This is a genomic window from Pseudomonas serboccidentalis, from assembly GCF_028830055.1.
Lineage (GTDB): Bacteria > Pseudomonadota > Gammaproteobacteria > Pseudomonadales > Pseudomonadaceae > Aquipseudomonas > Aquipseudomonas serboccidentalis.
In genome coordinates, this window is record NZ_CP101655.1 from 5582990 (window position 1) to 5607150 (window position 24161).

Here is a 24161-nt window from a genome sequence, read left to right on the forward strand (position 1 = left end):
GGCCTGCGCTTTTTTTTGCCGCTCAGTTCAGTCCCTCCGCAGGCTGGGTGACCGGGTCGAGCTGTCGGCCCATTTCACAGATCAGAAAGGCAATCGAGTCGGCATTGCGCAGGATCGTATCGATGCGTGCGGCAGGATTGTGCGGGTTCAGGAATGCCCGCCGCGCAGCCTCGATGTTCGGGCAGGCGGTGATCTTGAGAATTTCCTTGCCGACATGCGTCATCCCGGGAATGGAATCCATGCTGATCCATTCGCTCAGTTCGTGGTTCCAGGCGGCAAACAGTTCCTCGTGGGGGGTGGCGAGTGACAGTGCTTCACGTTGAAAACTTTTCTGGGTTTCTTTCAACGCTGCTCCATAACCGGTAATCGTCGAAATCAGATCGGTAAACGGACGCCGGGCCTCCAGCGACGCAATATCCACGGCCTTGGCAAACTGATGCGCGAATTCGTGGATCAGCGTCGATGCCTGGGCATGGCCCTGAACATCGAACGGTTCGGTCAGACCGTCGCTGTACCAGTCGAGCCCCTGGTTGAAGAAGTTCTCGGTGAAATGCACCTTTCGGCGCAAGTCGTCCTCCAGCACGAAGGCAATCAGTCCGGTCTGCCGTGATCTGTTCGAGCCAACGACGAAACGCTCGGTGTTCATCAGATCCTCGGTGGGGTCCACCAGCGCATTGCAGATTGGCACGATGGCCTGTTTTATTTTCGCAAGCACGTCGGCGTCGATTCTCGGCACATCAAAAAACGCCTTGAGGAAGGTATCCAGCCGGGTGCCTGGGGCATGGTTTCTGAGTTGGGCCATGTTGTGCAGGCTGTTGAAGGCGTAGTAGCGGGCCAGATCGACTGTATGCATGAGGATTCGGGCTTTTTCCGGGTGCCTGGCGCGGATCTCGGTCATGCCTTGGGCTTCGATGTTCAGGCAGAGCCGGGTATCCCGGTCGTTCGTATAGCGGTTGTGCAGTGTCGACAGCACCTTGCCCAAGTGCACGGTGTGCCGATCCAGGTCGATAACCAGTTGCCCGGAGGCGGTGTGCTGCAACACCGGCCCGGCCTGATCGGTGCCCTTGATGCGCCAGACCGCCCCCGGCCGCTCCACCGGATAGACCTTGCCGGCAATCGCGGCGTAGCGGGTTTTGTCTGCAAGGTCCTGATAGGTGCCTTCGGCCGGATTCGGGGTCAAGTCTTTCAAGGCGATGGTCGTTGTTTCGAACGGCTGTAAGGTCGTCCGGTCAGGAGCTGTGGCTTTGATCTGCGCCCAGTGAGGTGCACTGATCGGTGGCGCAACCGCTGATTGCGCAGGCGCAACGTCCGAGGGCGCCAGCGTTGATTCCAGTGACAACCGACCGAGCGAGACCATCTCCACGCCGCCGGCAATGAACGAGGCCAGTGCGCGCGTCCAGTGATGATCCTGCAGCGCTTCGGCGGAGGCGAGGAAGTCCTTGTAGCTTTGCCAGAGAAATTGCACATAGGCCAGTTTGCCCGGCAGCACGCCGGTGATTGGCTTGATGGCGGAGCTGAACAGTTTTTTCGCCGCTTCCCAGTCCGCCTGCGCAGCGGGTATTGCATAGCTGTGCAGCAGGCGCGAGAGCAGCGCCAGATTGTCTTTGAAAAAATGCTCCAGCGCATTGCCGGCGATGGACGGCAGCGCCAGCTGCATTTCGCTGGTCTGGCCGATGCTGGCCTTGAACAAGGCGCCAAAGATCGATTGTTGATCCTCAGGCAGGCGCCGCAGCAACAGGTCTTGCAACGCCCCGGGCAGGTTGAAGGCCGCGATGACAGCGGCGTCGTTTTCGAATTCGCTGAAGACTCGCTCCCCGTGATACGGCGAATAGAGCACCTGTGGCCCGGGTTGACCGGACACCGGCCCGATCAGATACAGGCCCAGCGCGTTGACCGCCGTAGCCCCCGCAGTCTTGATCAACTTCACCTGCCTGATCATGGCATTGGCACCCGCTACCGATGCACGGGCGAGCGCATCGGGCATGTCCAGAACCTGCGTCAGCAGGTCGAACGCCTTGCCGGAAAGCCGTTGTTGCAGTTTCAACTGGTGGGCGTGTTGCAGCAGTTGCCAGGGCAACTGGCGGATGAAGCGTTGCTTGCGCTGGGCCGCGTTGGCGTCATCGCCGGTCAGGGTGGTATTGATCTTCTCGGCGAATCCCGCGATATCCAGGGACTGCAGCAGGCTGCGTACGGCTTGCTGGTCGAATCCGGCCGGCAGCTTGTGCGTGCTGCTTGACGCGACTGCAAAGCGAGTTTGCCTGGCGATGTGCGCGTGGTTCAGCGCGAAGTCGATCAGGTTCACGGCCGGACCGGCCAACGCCAGAAGCGGAGTGATCTCGATGTGTTCCGGGTCAAGGTCCGGTGCCAGGTAGCGCTCGTTCAGCAGCGTTTTGAGACGGCGCTGAATGTGTTCACGCAAGGTTGGCAGCCCCTGAAGGTAATCCTTGCCGTCGACGACGCTGTGACGCCATTGTTCAAGCAACTCCAGGTGCAATTGCTGCTCGTCGAGTGTGGCCATGCCCAGCCAGGCGGGCAGCGTCTGTTGCCAGTTGAGTGCCCTGGCGAGCGCAGTGGCTCGCTGCAGATTGACATTGATCATCTGTCCACTCAGGGCCTTGAGGGCCTGATCCTCGCGGGTTTTTGCCAGCTTCAGGCTGCGCACCTGTTCGCAATGTTGAAGAAACTGCTCGATGGCCGATTGCGTGCGGTTGTGCAGCACGTTGTCGCTGATCAGGCGCAGTGGACCCAGCGCATAGCGCTGATGAAATCCGGTGCTGAGCGGGGAGAGGTTTTCCAGCAATGCCAGGCGTTTTACGGGGTCGAGCAGACGTTGATTCAGCCCCTGCCGGGCACTGTCGATGGACGCGAACACCTCCAGGCCCATGGCCGGTGTCCACAATACGGTGCGGCCGGAATGTTGCGCGTCCAGACCGCCGCGTTCGGTCAGTAAAACGCAGTGGGCCAACGGCAATTCAGTGTCCTGTCCGGCGCACTGAAGCGTCAGCGACCAGGCGTCCGGCCGGAAACCGTTGAGCCCTTTGCGGCGCAGGTGTTCCGGCCGATCGGGGTTGAATACCGTGTCGACGATCGCTTGATCCGCGCGCCGCTGGCTGCCGTTGAGGACACGTAACCGCGCCTCACCGGTGAGCCCGACAAACAACGAATGTGCCAGTTTGGCCTGGAGGCTCTGTAAATAGCTGCGCTGTTGCGCGAGGGAGGCGAGCGGTTGCGCCGCAAATGCTTCGGCAACCTCGGGCAGGACACTGCTGAACACCTTGACCTGGACAGCCGCGACATCCGCCAGCAGCATCGAGGGCAGTTGGCTGCCGGTGATGGCCAGGCGGGTACTCCAGCGTCCCCCGGTATCGAGTTTGAGCAGCCGTTCGTGGAGCATCGAGCGAATATCCAGCGCCTTGTCGAACAGCGCTGCAACGTTGGTGGCGCTATCGCTATGGCGGAACACCTGCAGGACATACTCGATGTTCTTGCGTTGTTTGGTGACGATGGTTTCCAGCAGCGCCTTGAAAACCTTACCGCCGATCGACTGACCCGAGACATGCGGCTGCTCGAACGCGATGAAACGCTGGCGCTCGTCAAGGTTCAACAGGCCATAGAGCTCATCATCATGTCCGGCGGTGCTGAGTTTGCTGAGCAGCGTATCCTTGAGATCCTTGTAATCCTTGAGTACCTGCAACCCCTGGGTGGGTGTGTACAGGCAGGCATCGGTGTGACTGAGCATGAGCGAGCCGGCCAGCTCGACCTGATTAGGCTGGTATTGCCACAGGTGCACGGTTTCCAGCGTCCCCTGGCGGGCGGACGCGCCTCGCGGATCGATCCACGCCAACAGGTTGTCGCATTTGTTGGCGTCGATGATCTCGGCCTCGCGCTTGAGCAGGATGTCGGCCCGGGCCTGTTCGAGCAGCACCTGACTGAAAAACGCCCGGCGTGCGCTGCCGTCGGCGCCAGCGCCGTTCCAGTAAACTTCCATGCGCTGGTACAACAGCGCGAGCAGTTTGCTCGACACGCTTTTCACCGCCGCTTCCCAATGCTCATGGTCTGTGGCCAGCGATGGTTTGTGCGGGTGTGAGTAGGTGCGTGTCTGCGCGCCGGGCCAACCCGAATAGCGATAGTGCAACAGCACGGCATGGCCGAGCGTCATTGCTTCAAGCCTGCGCCCCGCGCTGCTGGCTTGCGCCGGTTCATCGTCTGGCGACACGGCCGCGTAGAAGTTGACCCGGGTCTGGGCCTGATTCACCCCGGGCATGCTGGGGGCGAGTTGGTCTTTGAGCAGCTCTTCGAGCAAGGCGTCGAGCTCGGGCAGGTGCCGCAATTCGTCGAGCATGGCCTGGGCGTTGAGTTGCTGGCAGTGCCTGATGCTGGCTTGCTGATCGGCGAATACATCGCCCTCGATGAGCTGGAAGGTCACGCTGATGCCGCGCTTCTCCACCAGATGCTTGCGTTGCGAGATGGCGAGCAAGGCCAGCAAGCGATCATCTTCTTGCGCCTCGGCAAGACGTTGTTCGAGGTGTCGGGTCAAGTTGGCGAGGCTGTCGAACTTCTTCAGTCCGTCGAAGGGCGTATAGAGCAGAAACGCTTGATCGTCGGGGGTGCTGCTGAGGATGAAACAGCCTGCCAGGGTGATGGCCGGCGGGTCTTCGGTGTTCAGCAGCACACGGTGGGCCAGCATCGGGGGCGTCTGCTGGCGACGCAGCGAGTCGGTTGCCAGTTGCACATGGGCCAACCAGTCGAAATCCTTGATCGACAGACCATGGGAGGTGCCCAGTGATCTCCACAATCCGGGAGCATGCAGAAACTGCGGGAACAGCAGTGGGGTGACTGACGCAGACATTGTCGGGTCTCTATCGGGGCGCGGGTCAAGGCGCCGGTGGAAGGAGACGACAGACTAGAAACCACAGAGCAGGCGAGGGTGGTACAGGGTTACCGCACACAAGGCCGCAGAATGTGCCGGGCAACGCATGCCGATCACCTGAACGGTTGACAGCACCCGGGGCTGACGTGGTTAATCGTCAGGCAAGTCGTTCATACGCTGTTGTTCCCTCCAATAATTAGTCTGGAGCTTCAGATGTCTGCGCCAAACGATCATGTGTCCTCTGCTGTCTCGCCATCGTTATCACTCGAGGCGCTGACGCAACTGCTTGAAACGATTTTCCTGCGGCACGGTACCTCCGCCGACGTCGCCCGTTCACTGGCCGCCAACTGTGCCGGGGCCGAGCGTGACGGTGCGCACAGCCACGGTGTGTTCCGGATACCCGGTTATGTGTCGACCCTCAAGAGCGGTTGGGTCAACGGTCAGGCGGTGCCACAAGTCGAGGACGTCGCGCCCGGTTTTGTGCGGGTCGATGCCGGCAACGGTTTCGCCCAGCCGGCGCTGGCTGCCGCCCGGCCGCTGTTGGTGGAGAAGGCGCGCAACGCCGGGATTGCCGTGCTGGCGATCCGCAATTCGCATCACTTCGCCGCCCTGTGGCCGGACGTCGAACCTTTCGCCGAGGAAGGGCTGGTGGCGTTGAGCGTGGTCAACAGCATGACCTGCGTGGTGCCCCATGGCGCCGACCGGCCATTGTTCGGCACCAACCCCATCGCCTTTGCCGCGCCGCGGGCCGGTGGCGCGCCGATTGTCTTCGATCTGGCCACCAGCGCGATCGCCCATGGCGATGTGCAGATTGCCGCGCGCCAGGGCGAACGCCTGCCAGCCGGAATGGGCGTGGACAGCCTCGGCCAGGCGACCCAGGACCCGAAAGCCATTCTCGAAGGCGGTGCGCTGCTGCCGTTTGGCGGGCACAAAGGTTCGGCGCTGTCGATGATGGTCGAGTTGCTGGCCGCTGCGCTCACGGGCGGCAACTTTTCCTTTGAGTTCGACTGGTCGAATCACCCCGGCGCCAAAACCCCGTGGACCGGGCAGTTGCTGATCGTCATCGATCCGAGCAAGGCCGCCGGGCAGAGTTTCGCCGAGCGCAGCCAGGAGCTGGTGCGCCAGATGCACGGTGTCGGGCTCAAGCGCTTGCCGGGCGATCGTCGACATTTGCAGCGCGCCAGGTCGCTGGCCGAGGGTATCGTGCTCGATGAACAAACGCTGGGGCAGTTGCGCGAGCTGGCCGGGGAATAATTGTCAGATAACAAATGTGGCGAGGGAGCTTGCTCCCGCCGGGTTGCGCAGCGGCCCCCTATGTCGACTTGAGAATAGGGGGACTGCTGCGCAGTCCAGCGGGAGCAAGCTCCCTCGCCACAGTTTTATTGTCAGGACTTAAACAATGCGATCTGACAAACGTCGATTAACGACGACCGAGTAACAAGCCGACCACCAGGCCAAAACCGGCGGAGATCGCGACGGTCTGCCACGGGTGGCCACCGATGTAGTTTTCAGTGGCATCGACCGCGGGTTTGGTGCGGTCGCGCACGCTGGACACCGAATCCAGTGCCTGCTGCAGCTTCAGCGCGATTTGCCCGCGCAGGCTCTCCGCTTCTTCGCCGACCAGAGAGGCGCTGCTCTTGAGCAGTTTGTCGGACTCTTCGATCAGAGCCTGAAGTTCGCTGAACGCCTGATCCTTGATTTGGTCTTCGGCGGCTTGCACGGTGGATTTGCGGGCCATTGGGTGACTCCTTGCAGATGAATGAACAGTGATCAATGGAGTGTGGCGCTGTTCGAAAAGTTGCACTGATTTTAGGTGCGAAAGAAAAACCTGCGCAGGAGATTTCCGTCGAGCGTGTAAGATGTCGCCATTTTACGCAGCAGGTATTTCCCCATGAGTTTCAATCTGGCCGACAAACCCCTCGCCGAGCGCGCAGCGCTGGAAGACGAGAAATCCCGTCTGTTCGAACTCTGGCAGAACAATCTGGGCAAAGCCAAAGGCGAAGCCGCGCGGTTGTTTGGCGAACGCGGCAAGCGCAAGGGCAAATGGGCCGAGTGGGTGCGCGCCGAGCTCGATGGCATGTCCCCGCCGGAATTCGCCAACATGGTGCGCAGTGAAGTCAACCGGCTGATGGCGGCCAACAAGTAAACGCGCTTACGGCGTGTTGAACGCCGCCACAATCGCCTCGCGTACCTTGATCACCATCGGATCGATCTGCGTGCTGGTGCGCCAGCCCAGTTCGACCGGGTAACGCGGCAAGGCCAGCGGGCAGGGCAGCAGCACCAGTCCGCTGAGGGCCGCGATGGCTTGGGCGGCATGCGTCGGGATCGTTGCCACCGCGCCGCTGCCCTTGAGCAGATGCGGCAGCGCCGCAAAATGCGTGGTCGAAGCGCAGACCCGGCGACTCAGGCCCAGCGCCGCCAGACCCTCATCGGTGATGCCGATAAAGCCTCCCGAGGACACCAGAATGTGTTCACGGGAAACAAACTCCTGCAAGTCGATCGACTGTTGCCCGGCGGTCAGGCTACCCGGGTCGACCAGACACGCATAATCCCCTTCGCCCAGCACCTGCCGGCTGAGCAGGCGTTCGGCAAAGCCGCCGGCGGTGATCGCCAGGTCAATGCTGCGCTCCATCAGGGCGCGGGCGACGATCTGGCTGTGGGTCTGACGGAAGATCAGCCGCAGCTTGGGCGCGCGGCGGGCGATTTCTTCGATCAGGCGCCGGCCATAAGCGATCTCGAAATCATCTGACAGGCCCACCGTCACCGAGCGGCCTTCGTAGTGATGCGCCGTCGGGTCAACCATCGCCAGACTTTGTCGACATTTGTTCAGCGCCTCGCTGACCACCGGTTTCAGTTGATTGGCCTTGAGCGTCGGCGCCAGTCCGCGACCGGTACGCACGAACAACTGGTCGCCATACACCTCACGCAACCGGCGCAACGCCGCGCTGACCGCCGATTGCGTCACGCCCAGCCGCAGCGCCGCACGGCTGGCGCTGGACTCTTCATGCAAGGCTTCGAAGACTTTCAGCAGGTTGAGGTCAATCGTGGCGATATTCATATGGTTCATATCATTCAGCAGTGATTCGGTCTTTATTCATGATCCGTCGCCGCCGCAGAATCGGCAACACTTGAACCCGATGGAGTGAACGCGATGCCCAAATCAATTGTTGCTGCCCTGCAGATCGGTGCCTTGCCCGGTGGCAAAGGTGAAACCCTGGAACAGATTCTGAGCTGGGAAGGCGCGATCAGCGAGTCCGGCGCGGCGTTGGTGGTGATGCCTGAAGCGTTGCTCGGTGGTTACCCGAAAGGCGAAGGCTTTGGTACCCAGTTGGGCTATCGCTTGCCCGAGGGCCGCGAGGCCTATGCCCGTTACTTCGCCAACGCCATCGATGTGCCGGGGGCCGAAACCGAGGCGTTGGCCGGTTTGTCAGCGCGCACCGGGGCCAATCTGGTGATCGGCGTGATCGAACGCGCCGGCAGCACGCTGTATTGCACCGCGCTGTATTTCGATCCACAGGCGGGACTGGTGGCCAAGCACCGCAAACTGATGCCGACCGGCACCGAACGGCTGATCTGGGGCAAAGGCGATGGCTCGACGCTGCCGGTGCTCGACACTCAGGTCGGCAGGCTCGGCGCCGTGGTCTGCTGGGAAAACATGATGCCGCTGCTGCGCACGGCGATGTACGCCAAGGGCATTGAAGTCTGGTGTGCACCGACGGTGGACGAGCGTGAGATGTGGCAGGTCAGCATGCGTCACATCGCCCATGAGGGCCGCTGCTTTGTGGTCAGTGCCTGCCAGGTCCAGGCCTCGCCGAATGAGCTGGGGGTGGAGATTGCCAACTGGCCGGCGGATCGGCCGTTGATTGCCGGTGGCAGCGTGATTGTCGGGCCGATGGGCGATGTGCTGGCCGGGCCATTGCGTGGGGAGGCAGGATTGCTCACGGCGCAAATCGATACCGACGAATTGGTTCGGGCGCGGTATGACTACGATGTGGTCGGCCACTATGCGCGGCCGGATGTGTTTGAGTTGTCCGTTGACGAACGCGCCAGGCCGGGCGTGCGTTTCACCGCTTGAGACGTCGGCGTGGGCGAGGGCGGTGAGTTGGCGATTCTCGACTAGGCTGATCGTACGAATCCCACCCTCACGACGGATCAGGACGAACCATGAGCGTGCTACTTGGACCCATTCTGCAATTTCGCGGAACTGCCAAAAACGTCTACTCACTCTCAGCCTTGGTGGTTCAACCCCTCGGTGATCCGCAACCCGGTGTAACGCCACCCAGCGGCGTGACGGCGTCCAAACCGCTGGCGTTGGCGGATATCCCGCTGCTGGCCCCCAAGCAGCGGGTGTGGCGCGTGGATTTCAGCATCAAGCAAGCCAAGGTCGCGACGACGTATACCGTCGAGATCGCTGGCCAACAGGCCAATTTTGTCGTTCCGCCCAGTGGGCAGTCGCCGCGCATGGCGTATGTCTCCTGCAACGGCTTCTCCGATCCCAAGGACATGGAGAAGGTTGATCGCAACAATGAGCGCTGGGACGACATGTGGGGCGCACACCAGCATCAGCCCTACCATTTGCTGTTGATGGGAGGCGATCAGATTTACAGCGATGAGATGCGCCTGACTGTCCCTTCGATGAAAGCCTGGTTTGCCAGATCCTTTGCCGAACGCGAGAAGGCGGTCTACAGCAAAACCATCGAAAGCGAGCTCGACAGCTTTTTCAGTCGTCTGTATCTAGAGCGCTGGAAGCAGCCCGAAGTCGCCAGAATGTTCAGCGCGATTCCGACCATCATGATGTGGGACGACCACGACATTATTGATGGCTGGGGTTCCTATGATGAGGGATTGCATGGCTGTCCGGTGTTTCAGGGATTGTTTGCCACGGCCAAGCGCTACTTCAGGATTTTCCAGCAGCAATTGATCCAGCCCGCTCCGAGCCAGGCTACTCCCGGTGATGTTCACCCCTGTGCGATCGCAGGCACGGCCGACGGCTTCCATCTGGGGTTTACCGGTCTGGGCGACCTGGCATTGCTGGTGCCGGATCTGCGCAGCGAACGCGCGCCCGATCTGACGAAACCGGTCTTTCAGAAGACCCGGATCATTTCAGCGACCAGTTGGACGGCCCTCTACAACTGGCTGGATCAACTCAAGAACCATCGACATTTGCTGGTGATGTCGAGTATTCCGGTGGGGTACCTGGATTTGCAGGCAGCGGAAAAGGCTCTGGATCTGGTGCCGGGGCGGCAGGAACTGGAAGATGATTTGCGCGATCACTGGCGCAGTCTGCCGCACCGCGACGAGCGCAAACGGCTGATCATGCGGTTACTCGACTTCGCCAGTCGGCAGCGGTGCAAAGTCACTCTGTTGTCCGGTGATGTGCACGTGGCCGGAGCATGTGTGATCGAGTCGAAGCTGACGCAACATGGCGTTGATGGCGCAGGCACGATCTATCAATTGATTTCGACCGGCGTCGTGCATCCATCGCCGCCGGCACTGGCGGTGTATTTTCTCGAAACCCTGGGCGCCGGCCAGGAGCAGATCGATTATGCAATTACCGGCACCATGCTGCCGCTTGGGGCTCGCGGGCGATATCTGATTGCGGCGCGCAACTGGCTGGCCATCGAGCCGGACGAAAAGGACAAGAGCGACAAGGACCGACTGTGGGTCAACTGGCATGTGGAAGGCTCGGAGCACTGGGTGACGCAGGTGATTGACCCGGTCAAACACGTGTCATGAATCTCACCAGGTGGCGCTGCTCGCTCGCGGCAGACTGAGCTTGCCACTGTCGACAAAACGCAGGGTGCCAAACAAGCCGCCTGCCAGTTTACCGCGCAGTACGTAGGGCAGGTTATCGAGGGTTTGCGTCTGGCTCAGGCCCAGCGTCTGGCGCAGCACCGAGAACGCGGAAACGCTCACCGGCACGCTGACCACGGTTTCCGAGAAACGCGGAATCGAACCGATCTGATCACTGACGCCCGAGGCCAAGGGTCGGCCATTGACCTCCAGATCCAGGGCGATGCCGTTGTAATCGATGGCCGTCTCATTGGGGTTCTGCACCCGCAACTTGATCGCGAAGCGCACTTCCAGGTCCTGGCTTGGCAACGGTTCGATGCCGACCACGTTGACGTTTACCGGGTCACGGTTGGGGAACAGCGCGCAGGCGCTCAGGGACAACAGCAGCAGGGACAGGATGACGGCGTGGACGCGGCGCATAAACAGTCTCTCAACGAAAAAGGGCTGAACCGTTGCCGGCTCAGCCCTTTGTTCAAGGCGCAGCGTCAGCGGTTCAACTGTGCGACCGCCGCTGCGGATGCAGGTTCAGCTTTGGCCGGCAGATCGGGGTTTTCCATGACCTGCAGAATCGACGCTTCCGGATCGAAATCGTCTTCCTCAAGCTCCATGAACTCTTCCGGCAGGAAGATATTCAGCACGATAGCGCACAACGCACCGACGGTGATCGGCGATTCGAAGATGTTGCGCAGCGCTTGCGGCAACTCGCGCAGTACTTCCGGCACGGCGGCGATGCCCAGGCCCATGCCGACTGAAATCGCCACAATCAGCATGTTGCGCCGATGCAACCCGGCCTCGGCGAGGATCTTGATCCCGGCCACGGCCACGGTGCCGAACATCACCAGTTCGGCACCACCGAGCACCGGTTTGGGCATCAGTTGCAGCACCGCGCCGATCATCGGGAACAGCCCCAGCAACACCAGCAGGCCAGCGATGAAGAACGCCACGTAGCGGCTGGCGACGCCGGTCAGCTGGATCACGCCGTTGTTCTGCGCAAACGTCACCATCGGCATGCTGTTGAACACCGCCGCCATGGCCGAGTTGAGGCCGTCGGCGAGCAGACCGGACTTGATCCGGCGGATGTACAGCGGGCCTTTCACCGGTTGCCGGGAGATCATCGAGTTGGCCGTCAGGTCACCGGCCGCTTCCAGCGGCGATACCAGGAAGATTACCGCCACTGGCACGAACGCTACCCAGTCGAAGTTGAAGCCGTACTTGAACGGCACCGGCACGCTGACCAGCGGCACCTCGGGCAGGTTGGCGAAATCCACGGTGCCCATCAGCCACGCGACCACGTAGCCAAGGGTCAGGCCAATGACGATGGCGCCCAGACGCAGAAACGGCACATCGACCCGGTTCAACACGACGATGGTGCCCAGCACCAGCGCCGCGAGAAACACATGGCTGGCGGCGCCCAGATCGGCAGCACCAAAGCCGCCGGCGATGTCGGTCATCGCCACTTTGATCAGCGACAGGCCCATCAGGGTGATGATGGTGCCTGTGACCACCGGGGTGATCAGCATCCGCAGTTTGCCGATGAACTGGCTCAGCACCACTTCGATGAACGCGGCGAAAAAGCACACACCGAAGATCGTCGAGAGGATTTCATCGGTGCCGCCGCCTCGGGCCTTGACCATGAAACCGGCGCTGAGAATCACGCTGATAAAGGAGAAACTGGTGCCTTGCAGACACAGCAGACCGGAGCCGACCGGGCCGAAACGCCGCGCCTGGACGAAAGTGCCCAGGCCGGAGACGAACAGCGCCATGCTGATCAGGTAGGGAATTTCACTTTGCAGGCCCAGGGCGCCGCCCATGATCAGGGTCGGGGTAATGATGCCGACGAAGCTGGCCAGCACGTGTTGCAGCGCGGCGAATACGGTGGCGGTCAGGTGCGGACGGTCGTTGAGGCCGTAGATCAGATCGTTGTTGCGCGGGACTTTTTCAGAGGCGGTCATGGTGTTTTGCGCGCCGCGAGGCGGGGCCGGGTCAGAAAATGGAGGCGCAGGATGCCGGAAGCGGGCGGCAAGGGCAACGAGCAAAAACTGCCTGAAAGGTCAGGTTTTATTGGGCTGGAAAGGATTTTCCTTGAAATCAAAAGATCGCAGCCTTCGGCAGTTCCAACAGGAGGCTGGTGTAGGAGCTGCCGAAGGCTGCGATCTTTTGATCTTGATCTTAAAAAACAAAGTCAAAAGATCGCAGCCTCGCTGCACTCGACAGCTCCTACAGGGAGGGGCGTTTCCCTACAGGCTTCGTGGCATACTGCCGCGCATGACTTTCGACTCCCCCCTAAGCGCCTGGCAACACGCGATCGAGCACAAGGGTTTCATCCAGGATGAAGCTCAGGAACATGCGGTCTGGGCGCTGCAAAAATGCCATGAAGCCTTGCACGCCGGTGCCCGGTCGGTCACCGGCGTGTACTTGTGGGGCCCGGTCGGGCGCGGCAAGACCTGGTTGATGGATCAGTTCTATCAGAGCCTGCGGGTGCCAGCCCGGCGTCAGCACTTTCATCACTTCATGGGCTGGGTGCATCAGCGCTCGTTCCAGCTGACCGGGACCGCTGATCCGCTGCGGGTGCTGGCCAAAGAGCTGGCGGCCGAAGTGCGGGTGCTGTGTTTTGACGAACTGTTCGTCAACGATATTGGCGACGCGATCATCCTCGGACGCCTGTTTCAGGTGATGTTCGACGAAGGCGTGGTCGTGGTTTGTACCTCCAACCTGCCGCCGGATGAGCTGTACGCCGATGGTTTCAACCGGGAGCGGTTTGTCCCGGCGATTGCCGCGATCAAGGCGCACATGCAAGTCGTTGCGGTGAATGGCGCCGAGGATCATCGCCTGCATCCGGGCGCGGGCCTGCAGCGTTATTTTGTCGCCACGCCGGGACAGGCCAGTGCGCTGCAACCGGTCTTCCAGTCACTCTGTGCCGGGCAAGCCGCCAGTGCAGAACCGGTGCCCGTCGGCCATCGGATATTGAACGTGGTGCAGGCCAGCGAATCGGTGCTCTGGTGCCGCTATGCCGAGCTTTGCGAGCAACCGTTCGCCGCCATGGACTTCATCGCGCTGTGTGACCGCTACCGGTCTATTCTGTTGAGCGAAGTGCCGAACCTCAGCGCACAGAAGCGCGAAGGACGTATCGCCCGCGGTACCGAAGACGGCTCGGCGCAGGTGGTGGCCGGTGACCGTGAGTTGCCGCAACTGTCGGTACACGATGACGGTGTGCGCCGCTTCATCGCATTGGTGGACGAGTGTTACGACCGTAAAGTCCCGCTGTACATCGAGGCTCAGGTGCCGATGGAGGCGCTGTATACCGAGGGGTATCTGGAGTTCCCGTTCCGGCGCACCCTCAGCCGTTTGCAAGAGATGCAGTTGCAGCGTTTTGCCGAATCCTGAGCGAAGAGGGCGCAAGCATGAGCCAGCCGCTGTCTCATCATTTACTGACCATGGCCTACCAGAACGCGTGGGCCAATCATCGCCTCGGCAAAGCCTGGGGCCAGCTCGACGCTGACGCTCTGGCGGCGCCACGGGTGAGCTTTTTTCCGAGCATCCGCCTCACGCTCAACCACATCCTGACCTGCGACTGGTTCTACGTCGACGCGCTGGAACGCGAGTTGCGCGGTGACGAGCCGCATCCCGATTGCTATGTGTTTTTCAACCGTGATGAACCGTTCACCGAGGCCGCACCGCTGCGCGAGGAACAGGCGCATGTGGACCGTCGGCTGATCGCTTATTGCGAACAACTGCGCGATGCCGAACTGGGGCGGATCGTCACCATCGCCCGGGAAACGCCGCAGCACGACAGTCGCCTGCGTATGCTCTCGCACCTGTTCGAGCACCAGATCCATCATCGTGGCCAGGTGCACGCGATGCTCAGCGAAACCTCGATAAAGCCGCCGCAGCTGGATGAGTTCTTTCCCGCGGGCGAGGCCCGATTGCGTGCTCAGGACTTTGCCGAACTGGGCTGGACGGAAGAGCTGATCTGGGGGCACTGACGTTTGAAAATCAAAAGATCGCAACCTTCGGCAGCTCCTGGAGTTACTCGCTATCGGACGATCTTTTGAGCTTGTCGGGTTGTGGCCCACAGCAGCCTCGCGTTATGGTCGAGCAGCCTTTCAGGCGCGCACCTTGCGCGCCGGGGTCATGATCGGGGATGGAAATGGATTCCGCAGAAATTCTTGTGTTGCAAGCCAGCTACACCAATCCACTGCACGCCGAAGCCATCGGCATCGTGCTCAATCATTACGCAGAAGATCCCATGGGTGGCGGCGAGTCGCTTGCCCCCGAACTGCTGCGTCGTGTGCCTGAAGAGCTGGCCCGTCGGCCCCATGCATTCAGTGTGCTGGCGTTCGTCGGCGGTGAGCCGGCAGGGCTGGTGAACTGCTTTGAAGGCTTCTCGACGTTTGCCTGCAAGCCGCTGGTCAATGTTCACGACGTGGCGGTGGTGGCGAAGTTTCGCGGCCTCGGCCTGAGCCAGAAAATGCTGCGCAAGGTTGAGGAAATCTCCCGCCAGCGCGGTTGCTGCAAGATCACTCTGGAAGTGCTCGAAGGCAACGCGGTGGCGCAGAGTTCCTACCGCAAATTCGGTTTCGCCCCCGGGATGTTCAATCCGGAGCATGGCCGCATGCTGTTCTGGATCAAGGATCTGCAGGCATAAAAAAAGGCGCCCGAAACGGGGCGCCCAACTGTCGTCTCCAAGGCCAGAGCGGAGCCATCGGAGGTCCATCGGTTGCTCGATAAATCAGTTGCGATAAGACTCGGTGACTTGCGCGGTCTGATCGTTAGGAACCTTTAGCTCCGCAGCTTTGGATTCGGTCTGCTGCTCGCTCTGCGCGCTATGGACCGGGAAGTTGTCGTAGTAATGCCGCATGCGTTCGGCGCCGCCCTCGGCAAAGGCGCTGGCGGAACCGAGGGCGAGTAGCCCGGCGAGAATGGCGGTGGTGGTGTTCATGGTGCCTCCTACTGAAAAACGTGGGAGCCGTTCGTCCATGAAACAGATCTCGGGGCGCAGTCTCCCTGGCGCGAATTAACTCGGGGTTAACACCGTCGCCAGGGTTTGAGCGCAGGGTTGCGAACCGTCGGGTCAGAGCTTCCAGTCCAGGCTCAGCGTCACCGTGCGCGGGTCGCCCCAGTACACGCCGTTGTAGAAACCGACGTTGTCGTAATACTTCTTGTCGAACAGGTTATCGACGTTCAGCGATGCCGACAGGTGTTGGTCGAACTCATAGCGCGACATCAGCTTGACCACGGTGTAGGCGTCCTGATTGATCCGCGCGCGTTCGGTGATGATCCGGCCATTGGCGCCGCGACCGACCGGACGGTTGGACGCGCCATACACATCGCTTTGCCAGTTCACCGCACCACCGACGGTCAGTGCGTGCCAGTTGCCCGGCAGGCGATAGGCCGTGGACACCCGGAACATGTTCAGCGGCTGGTTGGTGTTGGTACGCTGTTTTTCACCGTTGACCGAGTGGGTGTAGGTGTAGCCGGCGGTCATGTTCCAGCCGTCGAGCAGTTCGCCGGAAACTTCTGCCTCGAAGCCGTTGACCTTGTTGCCCTTGCCGCCGGATTTGAAAAACTCCTCGCCGGTGACCGGGTCCGGCGCCACCGAATCGTCCAGTTCGGCGACGTTGTCCTGCTTGCTCCAGAACAGCGCCGTGGAGAGGTTCAGGCGTTCTTCGAGCAGGCTGCCCTTGAGGCCAATCTCGTAGTTGCTGCCGACTACCGGCTCGAGGTATTTGCGACTGGCATCGCGCTTGGTTTGTGGTTTGAAGATATCGGTGTAGCTGACGTACACGGTGTATTCCGGCGTCAGGTCATACAGCAGGCCGGCGTAGGGCGTCCACATGTCGTTGTGTTGCTGGCTGCTTTTGTCGACGCTGCTCAGTTGCAGGTTATCGTCGTAGGCGTTGGTGGTGCTGGCCGTTTTCCAGCTGCCATAGCGGCTGCCGAGCACGACATGCAGTTCATCGGTCAGGCTCAGCCGGGTCGCCAGGTAGCCGGCCTTTTGCCGGGTGTAATCCTTGAAGCCGCTGAGGCCGGTCACGGTGTCCGGGAATTTGCCGATATCGCCCATGTACTTCCAGTCGCGGATGTTTTCGTAGCCGGCCGGCACCGCGCCGGCGATGGTGTAAGGATCATCCGAACGACGTTCGGCTTCGCCGTAGCCGAACATCATTTCGTGCTCGCGCCCCAGCAGCGAGTAGGGGCCCGATACATTGAAGTCGTAGGCTTTCATGGTTTGATCGCCGGCCATGTGGCTGGTGTTGGCGGACATGCCGCTGCGATCGGCCTCGGGGAAGCCGCCACCGCCGTAGTAAATCTTGCCCTCGGTGTCACTCTTGCGATGGGTGTAGGCGGCCTTCAGGTGCCAACCGCCCGCCAACTGCTGGTCGAGGGTGGCGAAGGCAGTCTTGTCGCGCAGCGGCCAGGAACTCCAGGAAGTGGCCATGTTGGTCGAGCGGCCGAGTCCGGCCTTGCCACCCTCGGCGTTCCAATAAGGCACGGTGCCCCACGAGGTGCCCTGAACCTGTTTGTCCTGATAGTCATAACCGACTGCCAGTACCGTGGAGTCGGTCAGGTCGGCTTCCAGGATGCCGTAGCCGACCTCCCGTTGCAGCGCGTACTTGTCGCGAAATGACTGGCTGTCGCGGTAGGCCAGCACCGTGCGCCCGCGCAAGCGACCCTCGAATGCCAGCGGGCCGCCGACATCGACGTAGCTGTAGTAGTCGTCATAACTGCCGCCGCTGACACCCGCCAATGCCTGCAGCTGCGTGGTCGGACGTTTGCGCACCATGTTGATCGTCGCCGAGGGATCGCCCGCACCGGTGGTCAGCCCGGTCGCGCCGCGCACCACTTCGATCCGGTCGTAGATGATGGTGTCGGCGTCGGACTTCATGTAGCTGAAGGTGTTCAGCATGCCGTCGATCTGGAAATTGTTGATCGAGTAGCCGCGTGCCGAATAGCTGACCCGATCCGAGTCGTTGTGCTGCACCACGATGCCGGTGGTCTGGCTCATCGCCTCGGACAATGTGCCGAGTTTGAAATCGTCCATTTGCTGACGCGTCACCACCGACACCGATTGCGGGGTTTCCTTGATCGACAGGTTCATCCGCGTTGCGCTGCTCATCGCGCCGGTGGTGTAGGCCTCGGTGTTCTCGGTGTTGACGCCCAAGCCTTGCGCGCTGACGCTGGTGGCGGCCAGTTCCAGGGCCTGGGCGGCGGATTGCGGTGTTGTTTCAGGGTCGGTTTCAGCCAGCAGTTCGGGACTCAACGCTGCACTGCACAGGCCGAAAGTGAGGGTCATGGAACGGGTGATGGGCGCGAACATCGCAGCCGACTCCTTGTCTTCGAGAGAAAAATCCGTTGGTTCAAAGACGAGGTGCAGCCCGGCGATTTAGTGTCAAACGAGAAATATTATTATCTGTAGATGTTTCGCGGAATCGCCGATCAGGCTCAAAAGCTGCGCACAGCGCTTGCCCAATGGAGCGCGGCGGGTATGCTGATGGCCTGCCGAGGAGATAGCAATGGCCTACGATTTTGACCTTTATGTGATTGGTGCCGGTTCCGGCGGTGTACGCGCGGCGCGCTTTGCCGCCGGTTTCGGCGCGAAAGTGGCGGTGGCCGAGAGCCGTTATCTGGGCGGTACCTGTGTCAACGTCGGCTGCGTGCCGAAAAAACTGCTGGTGTACGGCGCGCATTTCGCCGAAGACTTCGAACAGTCGTCCGGTTTCGGCTGGAGTCTGGGTGAAGCGAACTTCGACTGGGCGACCCTGATCGCCAACAAGGACCGCGAGATCAATCGCCTCAACGGCATTTATCGCAACCTGCTGGTCAACAGCGGCGTGACCTTGCATGAGGCGCACGCGAAGATCGTCGGCCCGCATGAGGTCGAGGTCAACGGTGAGCGCTTCACCGCGAAGAACATTCTGATCGCCACTGGTGGCTGGCCGCAGATCCCGGAGATTCCGGGGCACGAGCACGCGATCAGTTCCAATCAGGCGTTCTTCCTCAAAGAGCTGCCGAAACGTGTGCTGGTAGTCGGTGGCGGTTACATCGCTGTCGAGTTTGCCGGGATCTTCCACGGCCTGGGCGCGAACACCACGCTGCTGTATCGCGGTGATCTGTTCCTGCGTGGTTTCGATGGTTCGGTGCGCAAGCATCTGCAGGAAGAACTGACCAAGCGCGGCATGGATCTGCAATTCAACGCCGACATCGCGCGCATCGACAAACAGCCTGACGGCAGCCTGAAGGCGACCCTCAAGGATGGTCGCGTGCTGGACGCCGACTGCGTGTTCTACGCCACGGGGCGCCGTCCGATGCTGGACAACCTGGGTCTGGAAAACACCGATGTGCAGCTCACCGACAAGGGCTTCATCAAGGTCGACGAGCAATACCAGACCAGCGAGCCGTCGATTCTGGCGCTGGGCGATGTGATCGGGCGTGTGCAACTGACGCCGGTGGCGTTGGCCGAAGGCATGGCGGTGGCGCGTCGGCTGTTCAAGCCTGAGCAATATCGGCCGGTGGATTACAAGATGATCCCGACGGCGGTGTTCAGCCTGCCCAACATCGGCACGGTTGGCCTGACCGAAGAAGAGGCGCGGGAAGCGGGTCACGAGGTGGTGATTTTCGAGAGCCGCTTCCGGCCGATGAAGCTGACCCTGACCGAGTGCCAGGAGAAAACCCTGATGAAGCTGGTGGTCGACGGCAAGACCGACAAAGTGCTCGGCTGCCACATGGTCGGCCCGGACGCCGGAGAAATCGTCCAGGGTCTGGCGATTGCACTGAAGGCCGGTGCCACCAAGCGAGACTTCGACGACACGATCGGGGTTCACCCGACGGCCGCCGAAGAGTTCGTCACCCTGCGTACACCGGTTGGCGCTTAAGCGTCCTTCGGTTTGGCTGTGTCTGGCGCTGCCGCAACGGTAGCGGCCAGACGCAGGCTGTCTTCGAGGCTCGCCTGAGTCTTGGTCAATTCCTTTTCCAGTGACTGATTGAGCTGCCGCTGTTCGTCGGCATCCTGTTTCAGTGTCTGACTTTCCAGCACGGCCACGCGCAGGCGTTCCTGGAGGAGGGTGCGTTCACTGTCGACGCGGCTGGCTTGCTCCAGCAGTTGATCCTGGCGCTGGTTGCTGTGCTTGAGCTGATCCTGCATCAGGCTCAGTTCGCGCTGGGTGCCACGGTTTTCGGTGAGCAGGCGTTCGTTGTCACGGTGCAGCTGGGTGATTTCGTCCTGACGCACCAGCGCACTCTGTTGTGCCTGACGCAGCTCCATCTGCAATTGCTGGAGCTGCCCTTCGTGGCGAGCCTGTTCCTGCTCGCGCTGTTCTTTGGTGGCATTGCGATAATGCTCCAGCGCGTCGCGGGCATGCAGGTGCTTTTCTTCCAGCGAGCGGATCTGCTCGTCCTTGTCCTGCAAGCGCAACTCGAAGTCGGCCAGTGCCTGGTTCAGTCCGGCGTTGCGCGTCTGTTCGGTCTGCAGCATCGAGCGGGTTTCGTTCAGCGCCTCGGACTCCTTGGCCAGCGCTGCGCCTTGAATGTCGTGTTGTTGCTCCAGTTGTTCGAGTGCCTGGCGTACTTGCTTGAGTTCCGCTTCCAACGTTTCGCGCTGTTCCTCGAACTGCTCACGGGCGTGTTCGATGGGCTCTTGCGCTTGTTCTTTCAGGCGCTGGGCAAGGCGCGAGACCAGTGCCGTCAGCTCGTCGTTGATCGGTTCTGCGGACGCTTCGACCGGTTGACTGCCGTCGTCCAGCTCTTTCAGGTAGCGATGGATCGTGGTTTTCGAACCGGTGTTGCCCAATTCGATGCGTACTGCATCGATGCTGGGGTGTTCGCCTCGGGCCAGAATCGCTGTGCGCGCTATCTGGACCACCGCTTTATTTACGCCGCCACGGGCCATGTGAACTCCTACCGTTTCGTGCTGTGGTACATGCCACCAAAGTACGCAGTGTACCACGCTGAAAATAAAGTTAAATGATTGATTATAAAGACGCGGGATATACTGGTATTACCCAATGTCAGGTGCTTAAATTGCTTTTTTGAGCCTTGAATCAGTACGCCAGCGAGAACACTGCCCATGAGCGATATCGATCGCTATCTGCAAGCCGCCACCCGTGACAACACCCGCCGCAGCTATCGCTCGGCAATCGAACACTTTGAAGTGAAGTGGGGTGGCTTCCTGCCGGCGACGGCTGACAGCGTTGCGCGTTACCTGGTCGAGCATGCCGGGGTGTTGTCGATCAATACGCTGAAGCTGCGTTTGTCGGCATTGGTGCAATGGCACAACAGCCAGGGGTTTGCCGATCCGACCAAGGCACCGGTGGTGCGCAAGGTGTTCAAAGGCATTCGCGCGCTGCACCCGGCGCAGGAAAAACAGGCCGAACCGCTGCAGCTGCACGACCTGCAACAAGTGGTCGACTGGCTGGAGCAGGAAGCGCGCAGTGCCCGGCAGCAGCAGGATCGCCCGCAGCTGCTCAAGGCCTATCGCGACCGGGCGCTGATTCTGCTGGGCTTCTGGCGCGGCTTTCGCAGCGATGAGCTGTGCCGTCTGCAGATCGAGCATGTGCAGGCGCACGCCGGCAGTGGCATCACCTTGTATTTGCCACGCAGCAAGGGCGACCGTGAAAACCTCGGGCAGACCTATCAGGCGCCGGCGCTGCTCAAGCTGTGTCCGGTGCAGGCGTACATCGACTGGATCACCGAAGCGGCGCTGGTGCGCGGTCCGGTGTTTCGCGGCATCGACCGCTGGGGCCATCTGAGCGAGGAGGGCTTGCACGCCAACAGTGTCATTCCCTTGCTGCGCCAGGCGCTGGAACGTGCCGGGATCAGTGCCGAGCGCTACACCAGCCACTCCCTGCGCCGGGGCTTTGCCACGTGGGCGCATCAAAGCGGCTGGGATCTGAAATCGCTGATGAGTTACGTCGGCTGGAAGGATATGAAGTCAGCCATGCGCTATGTTGAAGCCAGCCCCTTCCACGGGATGGCTCGGATTACGGATAACCCGGCTTCGTCTTAGATATGGTTTTCTTCTATTAATACAGTCAGCTAATAGCGAAAACAAATCAGCAGCATCAGGTTTGCCAATGAGCCATCCGTCGAGTGAGTGGGTAGGATTCACCCATCGAATTCACAACCCTGACGGAGAGTCATCAATGCCTATCATCAACAGCCAAGTAAAACCGTTCAAAGCTACCGCGTTCAAAAACGGCGACTTCGTACAAGTCTCGGACGCTGACCTGAAAGGCAAATGGTCCGTAGTGTTCTTCTACCCAGCCGACTTCACCTTCGTTTGCCCAACCGAGCTGGAAGACCTGGCCGACAACTACGCTGCGTTCCAGAAACTGGGCGTGGAAATCTACAGCGTTTCGACCGACACCCACTTTGCCCACGCCGCCTGGCACAACACTTCGCCAGCCATCGGCAAAATCGAATACACCATGATCGGCGACCCGACCCACGTCATCTCCCGCAACTTCGACGTGCTGATCGAAGAAGCTGGCCTGGCTGACCGTGGCACCTTCGTGATCAACCCTGAAGGCCAGATCAAAATCGTTGAACTGAACGATGGCGGCGTTGGCCGTGACGCTTCCGAGCTGCTGCGCAAGATCAAGGCTGCTCAGTACGTTGCTGCTCACCCAGGCGAAGTCTGCCCAGCCAAGTGGAAAGAAGGCGAGGCCACTCTGGCTCCGTCCCTGGACCTGGTCGGCAAGATCTAAGTCTGTGCGACACGCAACACAGGGCGGGACTCCGCACCTACCTCAGTAAGCTGCACCGCCCATTAAAAAAGCCCGGGCGAGATTCGCTCGGGCTTTTTTTCGCCTCGAATAAAGACACAGGAGATCGCCCGTATGTTGGACGCCAATCTTAAAGCCCAGTTGAAATCGTACCTGGAACGGGTCACCCAGCCGATCGAGATCGTTGCTTCCCTCGACGACGGTGCGAAATCCCGGGAAATGCTTGAATTGCTCAAAGACGTTGCCAGTCTGTCGAGCCAGATTACCCTGATCGACAACGGTAACGATGCCCGCAAGCCGTCGTTCTCGATCAACCGCCCGGGTGCCGACATCAGCCTGCGCTTCGCCGGCATCCCGATGGGCCACGAATTCACTTCCCTGGTGCTGGCCCTGCTGCAAGTCGGCGGCCACCCATCGAAGGCCAGTGTCGAAGTGATTGAACAGATCCGTTCGCTCAAGGGCGAGTTCAACTTCGAGACTTACTTCTCGCTGTCGTGCCAGAACTGCCCGGACGTGGTCCAGGCGCTGAACCTGATGGCGGTGCTGAACCCGAACATCCGTCACGTCGCCATCGACGGCGCGCTGTTCCAGGACGAAGTCAACGATCGCAAGATCATGGCCGTGCCGAGCATCTACCTCAACGGTGAGAACTTCGGTCAGGGCCGCATGGGTCTGGAAGAAATCCTCGCCAAACTCGACACCGGCGCCATCGAGCGTCAGGCCGAGAAAATCAGCGCCAAAGAAGCCTTTGATGTGCTGGTGGTCGGCGGTGGCCCGGCCGGTGCTTCGGCAGCTATCTATGCGGCGCGTAAAGGCATTCGCACCGGTGTCGCGGCTGAACGTTTCGGCGGTCAGGTGCTGGACACCATGGCCATCGAGAACTTCATTTCCGTGCAGGAAACCGAAGGCCCGAAACTGGCGACTGCGCTGGAAGAACACGTCAAGCAATACGACGTCGACATCATGAACCTGCAACGCGCCGACAGGCTGATCCCGGGCAAGAACGGCGAGTTGCACGAAGTCCACTTCGCCAGCGGTGCGACCCTCAAAGCCAAGAGCGTGATTTTGGCGACCGGTGCGCGCTGGCGTGAGATGAACGTGCCGGGCGAGCAGGAATACCGCAACAAAGGCGTGGCGTACTGCCCGCACTGCGACGGCCCGCTGTTCAAAGGCAAGCGCGTGGCGGTAATCGGCGGCGGTAACTCCGGCGTTGAAGCGGCCATCGACCTGGCCGGTATCGTGGCGCATGTGACACTGCTGGAGTTCGACGTGCAATTGCGTGCCGACGCTGTCCTGCAACGCAAACTGCACAGCCTGCCGAACGTCACCGTGATCACCCGTGCGCAAACCACGGAAGTCACCGGTAACGGCGAGAAGGTCAACGGCCTGCGTTACAAGGATCGCAACAGCGACGAGCTGCGCACTGTCGAGCTGGAAGGGATCTTCGTGCAGATCGGCTTGCTGCCTAACACTGACTGGCTCAAAGGCACCATCGAGCTGTCGCCGCGTGGTGAAATCATCGTCGACAATCGTGGCGAAACGTCGATTCCGGGTATCTTCGCTGCCGGTGACGTGACCACCGTGCCGTACAAGCAGATCGTGATTGCAGTGGGCGAGGGCGCCAAGGCTTCCCTCAGCGCGTTCGATCACTTGATCCGTATGTCGGCTCCAGCGTAAACGTCAGCCGCTGAAACGAAAAAACCCATGAGCGATCATGGGTTTTTATGCCTGACGCATATTCAATTGTAGGCGTGAGCTTGCTCGCGATAGCGATAGTG

The 24161-nt window shown here is 60.8% G+C and carries 19 protein-coding genes; 11 read left to right on the top strand and 8 right to left on the bottom strand.

Annotation, left to right across the window (positions count from 1 at the left end; translation table 11 throughout):
• Nucleotides 1-22: 22 nt before the first annotated feature.
• Entirely contained in the window at nt 23-4849 is a 4827-nt protein-coding gene (locus NN484_RS25440) for a dermonecrotic toxin domain-containing protein (RefSeq protein ID WP_274658206.1), read from the bottom strand.
• Between the two features lie 234 nt (nt 4850-5083).
• Here NN484_RS25440 and NN484_RS25445 point away from each other — a divergent pair, with 234 nt between their 5' ends.
• Nucleotides 5084-6124 (top strand): Ldh family oxidoreductase, encoded by a 1041-nt coding sequence (locus tag NN484_RS25445; protein WP_274658208.1) that lies wholly within the window; start codon nt 5084-5086, stop codon nt 6122-6124.
• Nucleotides 6125-6290: 166 nt separating this feature from the next.
• On the opposite strand, the gene NN484_RS25450 is transcribed toward NN484_RS25445, so the two are convergent.
• Nucleotides 6291-6608: an ElaB/YgaM/YqjD family protein gene (locus NN484_RS25450; RefSeq protein WP_127647097.1), complete on the bottom strand. Its 318-nt coding sequence runs from the start codon at nt 6606-6608 to the stop codon at nt 6291-6293.
• A gap of 153 nt (nt 6609-6761) precedes the next feature.
• On the opposite strand from NN484_RS25450, the gene NN484_RS25455 reads away from it, so the two are divergent.
• Nucleotides 6762-7016, top strand: coding sequence for a hypothetical protein (locus NN484_RS25455; protein WP_034155999.1), 255 nt, complete (start codon nt 6762-6764; stop codon nt 7014-7016).
• 6 nt (nt 7017-7022) lie between these two features.
• Here NN484_RS25455 and NN484_RS25460 read toward each other — a convergent pair whose 3' ends face one another.
• A complete protein-coding gene (locus NN484_RS25460; protein ID WP_274658210.1) occupies nt 7023-7937 on the bottom strand; it encodes a LysR family transcriptional regulator in 915 nt (304 codons plus the stop codon).
• Nucleotides 7938-8021: 84 nt separating this feature from the next.
• Between NN484_RS25460 and NN484_RS25465 the strand changes: the two genes are divergently transcribed.
• Together NN484_RS25465 and NN484_RS25470 are read left to right on the top strand one after the other, a co-directional pair.
• Nucleotides 8022-8945 carry a carbon-nitrogen hydrolase family protein gene (locus NN484_RS25465; RefSeq protein ID WP_274658211.1) on the top strand — a complete coding sequence of 308 codons (924 nt, stop codon included), beginning with the start codon at nt 8022-8024 and terminating at the stop codon, nt 8943-8945.
• Between the two features lie 89 nt (nt 8946-9034).
• Complete coding sequence (locus NN484_RS25470) at nt 9035-10606, top strand: alkaline phosphatase D family protein (RefSeq protein ID WP_274658213.1); 1572 nt, start codon at nt 9035-9037, stop codon at nt 10604-10606.
• 3 nt (nt 10607-10609) lie between these two features.
• On the opposite strand, the gene NN484_RS25475 is transcribed toward NN484_RS25470, so the two are convergent.
• Together NN484_RS25475 and NN484_RS25480 are read right to left on the bottom strand one after the other, a co-directional pair.
• A complete protein-coding gene (locus NN484_RS25475) occupies nt 10610-11083 on the bottom strand; it encodes an LEA/WHy family protein (RefSeq protein WP_215500215.1) in 474 nt (157 codons plus the stop codon).
• Nucleotides 11084-11148: 65 nt separating this feature from the next.
• Complete coding sequence (locus NN484_RS25480; RefSeq protein WP_127647106.1) at nt 11149-12615, bottom strand: nucleobase:cation symporter-2 family protein; 1467 nt, start codon at nt 12613-12615, stop codon at nt 11149-11151.
• A 313-nt stretch (nt 12616-12928) separates the two neighbouring features.
• Between NN484_RS25480 and zapE the strand changes: the two genes are divergently transcribed.
• From zapE to NN484_RS25495, 3 genes are all read left to right on the top strand, one after another.
• A complete protein-coding gene (gene zapE / locus NN484_RS25485; protein WP_274658215.1) occupies nt 12929-14047 on the top strand; it encodes a cell division protein ZapE in 1119 nt (372 codons plus the stop codon).
• Between the two features lie 17 nt (nt 14048-14064).
• The gene (locus NN484_RS25490) at nt 14065-14646 is read left to right on the top strand and encodes a DinB family protein (RefSeq protein ID WP_215500213.1); all 582 of its coding nucleotides are present in this window, start codon (nt 14065-14067) and stop codon (nt 14644-14646) included.
• 164 nt (nt 14647-14810) lie between these two features.
• Complete coding sequence (locus tag NN484_RS25495) at nt 14811-15308, top strand: GNAT family N-acetyltransferase (RefSeq protein ID WP_274658217.1); 498 nt, start codon at nt 14811-14813, stop codon at nt 15306-15308.
• Nucleotides 15309-15392: 84 nt separating this feature from the next.
• On the opposite strand, the gene NN484_RS25500 is transcribed toward NN484_RS25495, so the two are convergent.
• Together NN484_RS25500 and NN484_RS25505 are read right to left on the bottom strand one after the other, a co-directional pair.
• On the bottom strand, nt 15393-15602 hold the full coding sequence (locus NN484_RS25500) for a hypothetical protein (RefSeq protein WP_127647114.1): 210 nt from the start codon (nt 15600-15602) through the stop codon (nt 15393-15395).
• A 132-nt stretch (nt 15603-15734) separates the two neighbouring features.
• A complete protein-coding gene (locus NN484_RS25505) occupies nt 15735-17981 on the bottom strand; it encodes a TonB-dependent siderophore receptor (protein ID WP_274658219.1) in 2247 nt (748 codons plus the stop codon).
• Nucleotides 17982-18177: 196 nt separating this feature from the next.
• Between NN484_RS25505 and gorA the strand changes: the two genes are divergently transcribed.
• Entirely contained in the window at nt 18178-19536 is a 1359-nt protein-coding gene (gene gorA, locus NN484_RS25510; RefSeq protein ID WP_274658221.1) for a glutathione-disulfide reductase, read from the top strand.
• On the opposite strand, the gene NN484_RS25515 is transcribed toward gorA, so the two are convergent.
• A complete protein-coding gene (locus NN484_RS25515) occupies nt 19533-20549 on the bottom strand; it encodes a DNA-binding protein (protein WP_215500210.1) in 1017 nt (338 codons plus the stop codon). The two genes, gorA and NN484_RS25515, sit on opposite strands and share 4 nt — an antisense overlap.
• Nucleotides 20550-20726: 177 nt before the next feature.
• Here NN484_RS25515 and NN484_RS25520 point away from each other — a divergent pair, with 177 nt between their 5' ends.
• The 3 genes from NN484_RS25520 (at nt 20727) to ahpF (ending at nt 24060) form a co-directional block, all read left to right on the top strand.
• Nucleotides 20727-21665: a site-specific integrase gene (locus NN484_RS25520; RefSeq protein ID WP_274658224.1), complete on the top strand. Its 939-nt coding sequence runs from the start codon at nt 20727-20729 to the stop codon at nt 21663-21665.
• Between the two features lie 136 nt (nt 21666-21801).
• Complete coding sequence (gene ahpC, locus NN484_RS25525) at nt 21802-22365, top strand: alkyl hydroperoxide reductase subunit C (RefSeq protein WP_003224621.1); 564 nt, start codon at nt 21802-21804, stop codon at nt 22363-22365.
• 132 nt (nt 22366-22497) lie between these two features.
• On the top strand, nt 22498-24060 hold the full coding sequence (gene ahpF / locus NN484_RS25530) for an alkyl hydroperoxide reductase subunit F (protein WP_274658226.1): 1563 nt from the start codon (nt 22498-22500) through the stop codon (nt 24058-24060).
• Nucleotides 24061-24161 lie beyond the last annotated feature (101 nt).

Bases quoted from the DNA above. Each gene is read 5' to 3' on its own strand.
- NN484_RS25440 (WP_274658206.1), bottom strand. From the start codon at position 4,849: ATGTCTGCGTCAGTCACCCCACTGCTGTTCCCGCAGTTTCTGCATGCT.
- NN484_RS25445 (WP_274658208.1), top strand. From the start codon at position 5,084: ATGTCTGCGCCAAACGATCATGTGTCCTCTGCTGTCTCGCCATCGTTA.
- NN484_RS25450 (WP_127647097.1), bottom strand. From the start codon at position 6,608: ATGGCCCGCAAATCCACCGTGCAAGCCGCCGAAGACCAAATCAAGGAT.
- NN484_RS25455 (WP_034155999.1), top strand. From the start codon at position 6,762: ATGAGTTTCAATCTGGCCGACAAACCCCTCGCCGAGCGCGCAGCGCTG.
- NN484_RS25460 (WP_274658210.1), bottom strand. From the start codon at position 7,937: ATGAACCATATGAATATCGCCACGATTGACCTCAACCTGCTGAAAGTC.
- NN484_RS25465 (WP_274658211.1), top strand. From the start codon at position 8,022: ATGCCCAAATCAATTGTTGCTGCCCTGCAGATCGGTGCCTTGCCCGGT.
- NN484_RS25470 (WP_274658213.1), top strand. From the start codon at position 9,035: ATGAGCGTGCTACTTGGACCCATTCTGCAATTTCGCGGAACTGCCAAA.
- NN484_RS25475 (WP_215500215.1), bottom strand. From the start codon at position 11,083: ATGCGCCGCGTCCACGCCGTCATCCTGTCCCTGCTGCTGTTGTCCCTG.
- NN484_RS25480 (WP_127647106.1), bottom strand. From the start codon at position 12,615: ATGACCGCCTCTGAAAAAGTCCCGCGCAACAACGATCTGATCTACGGC.
- zapE (WP_274658215.1), top strand. From the start codon at position 12,929: ATGACTTTCGACTCCCCCCTAAGCGCCTGGCAACACGCGATCGAGCAC.
- NN484_RS25490 (WP_215500213.1), top strand. From the start codon at position 14,065: ATGAGCCAGCCGCTGTCTCATCATTTACTGACCATGGCCTACCAGAAC.
- NN484_RS25495 (WP_274658217.1), top strand. From the start codon at position 14,811: ATGGATTCCGCAGAAATTCTTGTGTTGCAAGCCAGCTACACCAATCCA.
- NN484_RS25500 (WP_127647114.1), bottom strand. From the start codon at position 15,602: ATGAACACCACCACCGCCATTCTCGCCGGGCTACTCGCCCTCGGTTCC.
- NN484_RS25505 (WP_274658219.1), bottom strand. From the start codon at position 17,981: ATGTTCGCGCCCATCACCCGTTCCATGACCCTCACTTTCGGCCTGTGC.
- gorA (WP_274658221.1), top strand. From the start codon at position 18,178: ATGGCCTACGATTTTGACCTTTATGTGATTGGTGCCGGTTCCGGCGGT.
- NN484_RS25515 (WP_215500210.1), bottom strand. From the start codon at position 20,549: ATGGCCCGTGGCGGCGTAAATAAAGCGGTGGTCCAGATAGCGCGCACA.
- NN484_RS25520 (WP_274658224.1), top strand. From the start codon at position 20,727: ATGAGCGATATCGATCGCTATCTGCAAGCCGCCACCCGTGACAACACC.
- ahpC (WP_003224621.1), top strand. From the start codon at position 21,802: ATGCCTATCATCAACAGCCAAGTAAAACCGTTCAAAGCTACCGCGTTC.
- ahpF (WP_274658226.1), top strand. From the start codon at position 22,498: ATGTTGGACGCCAATCTTAAAGCCCAGTTGAAATCGTACCTGGAACGG.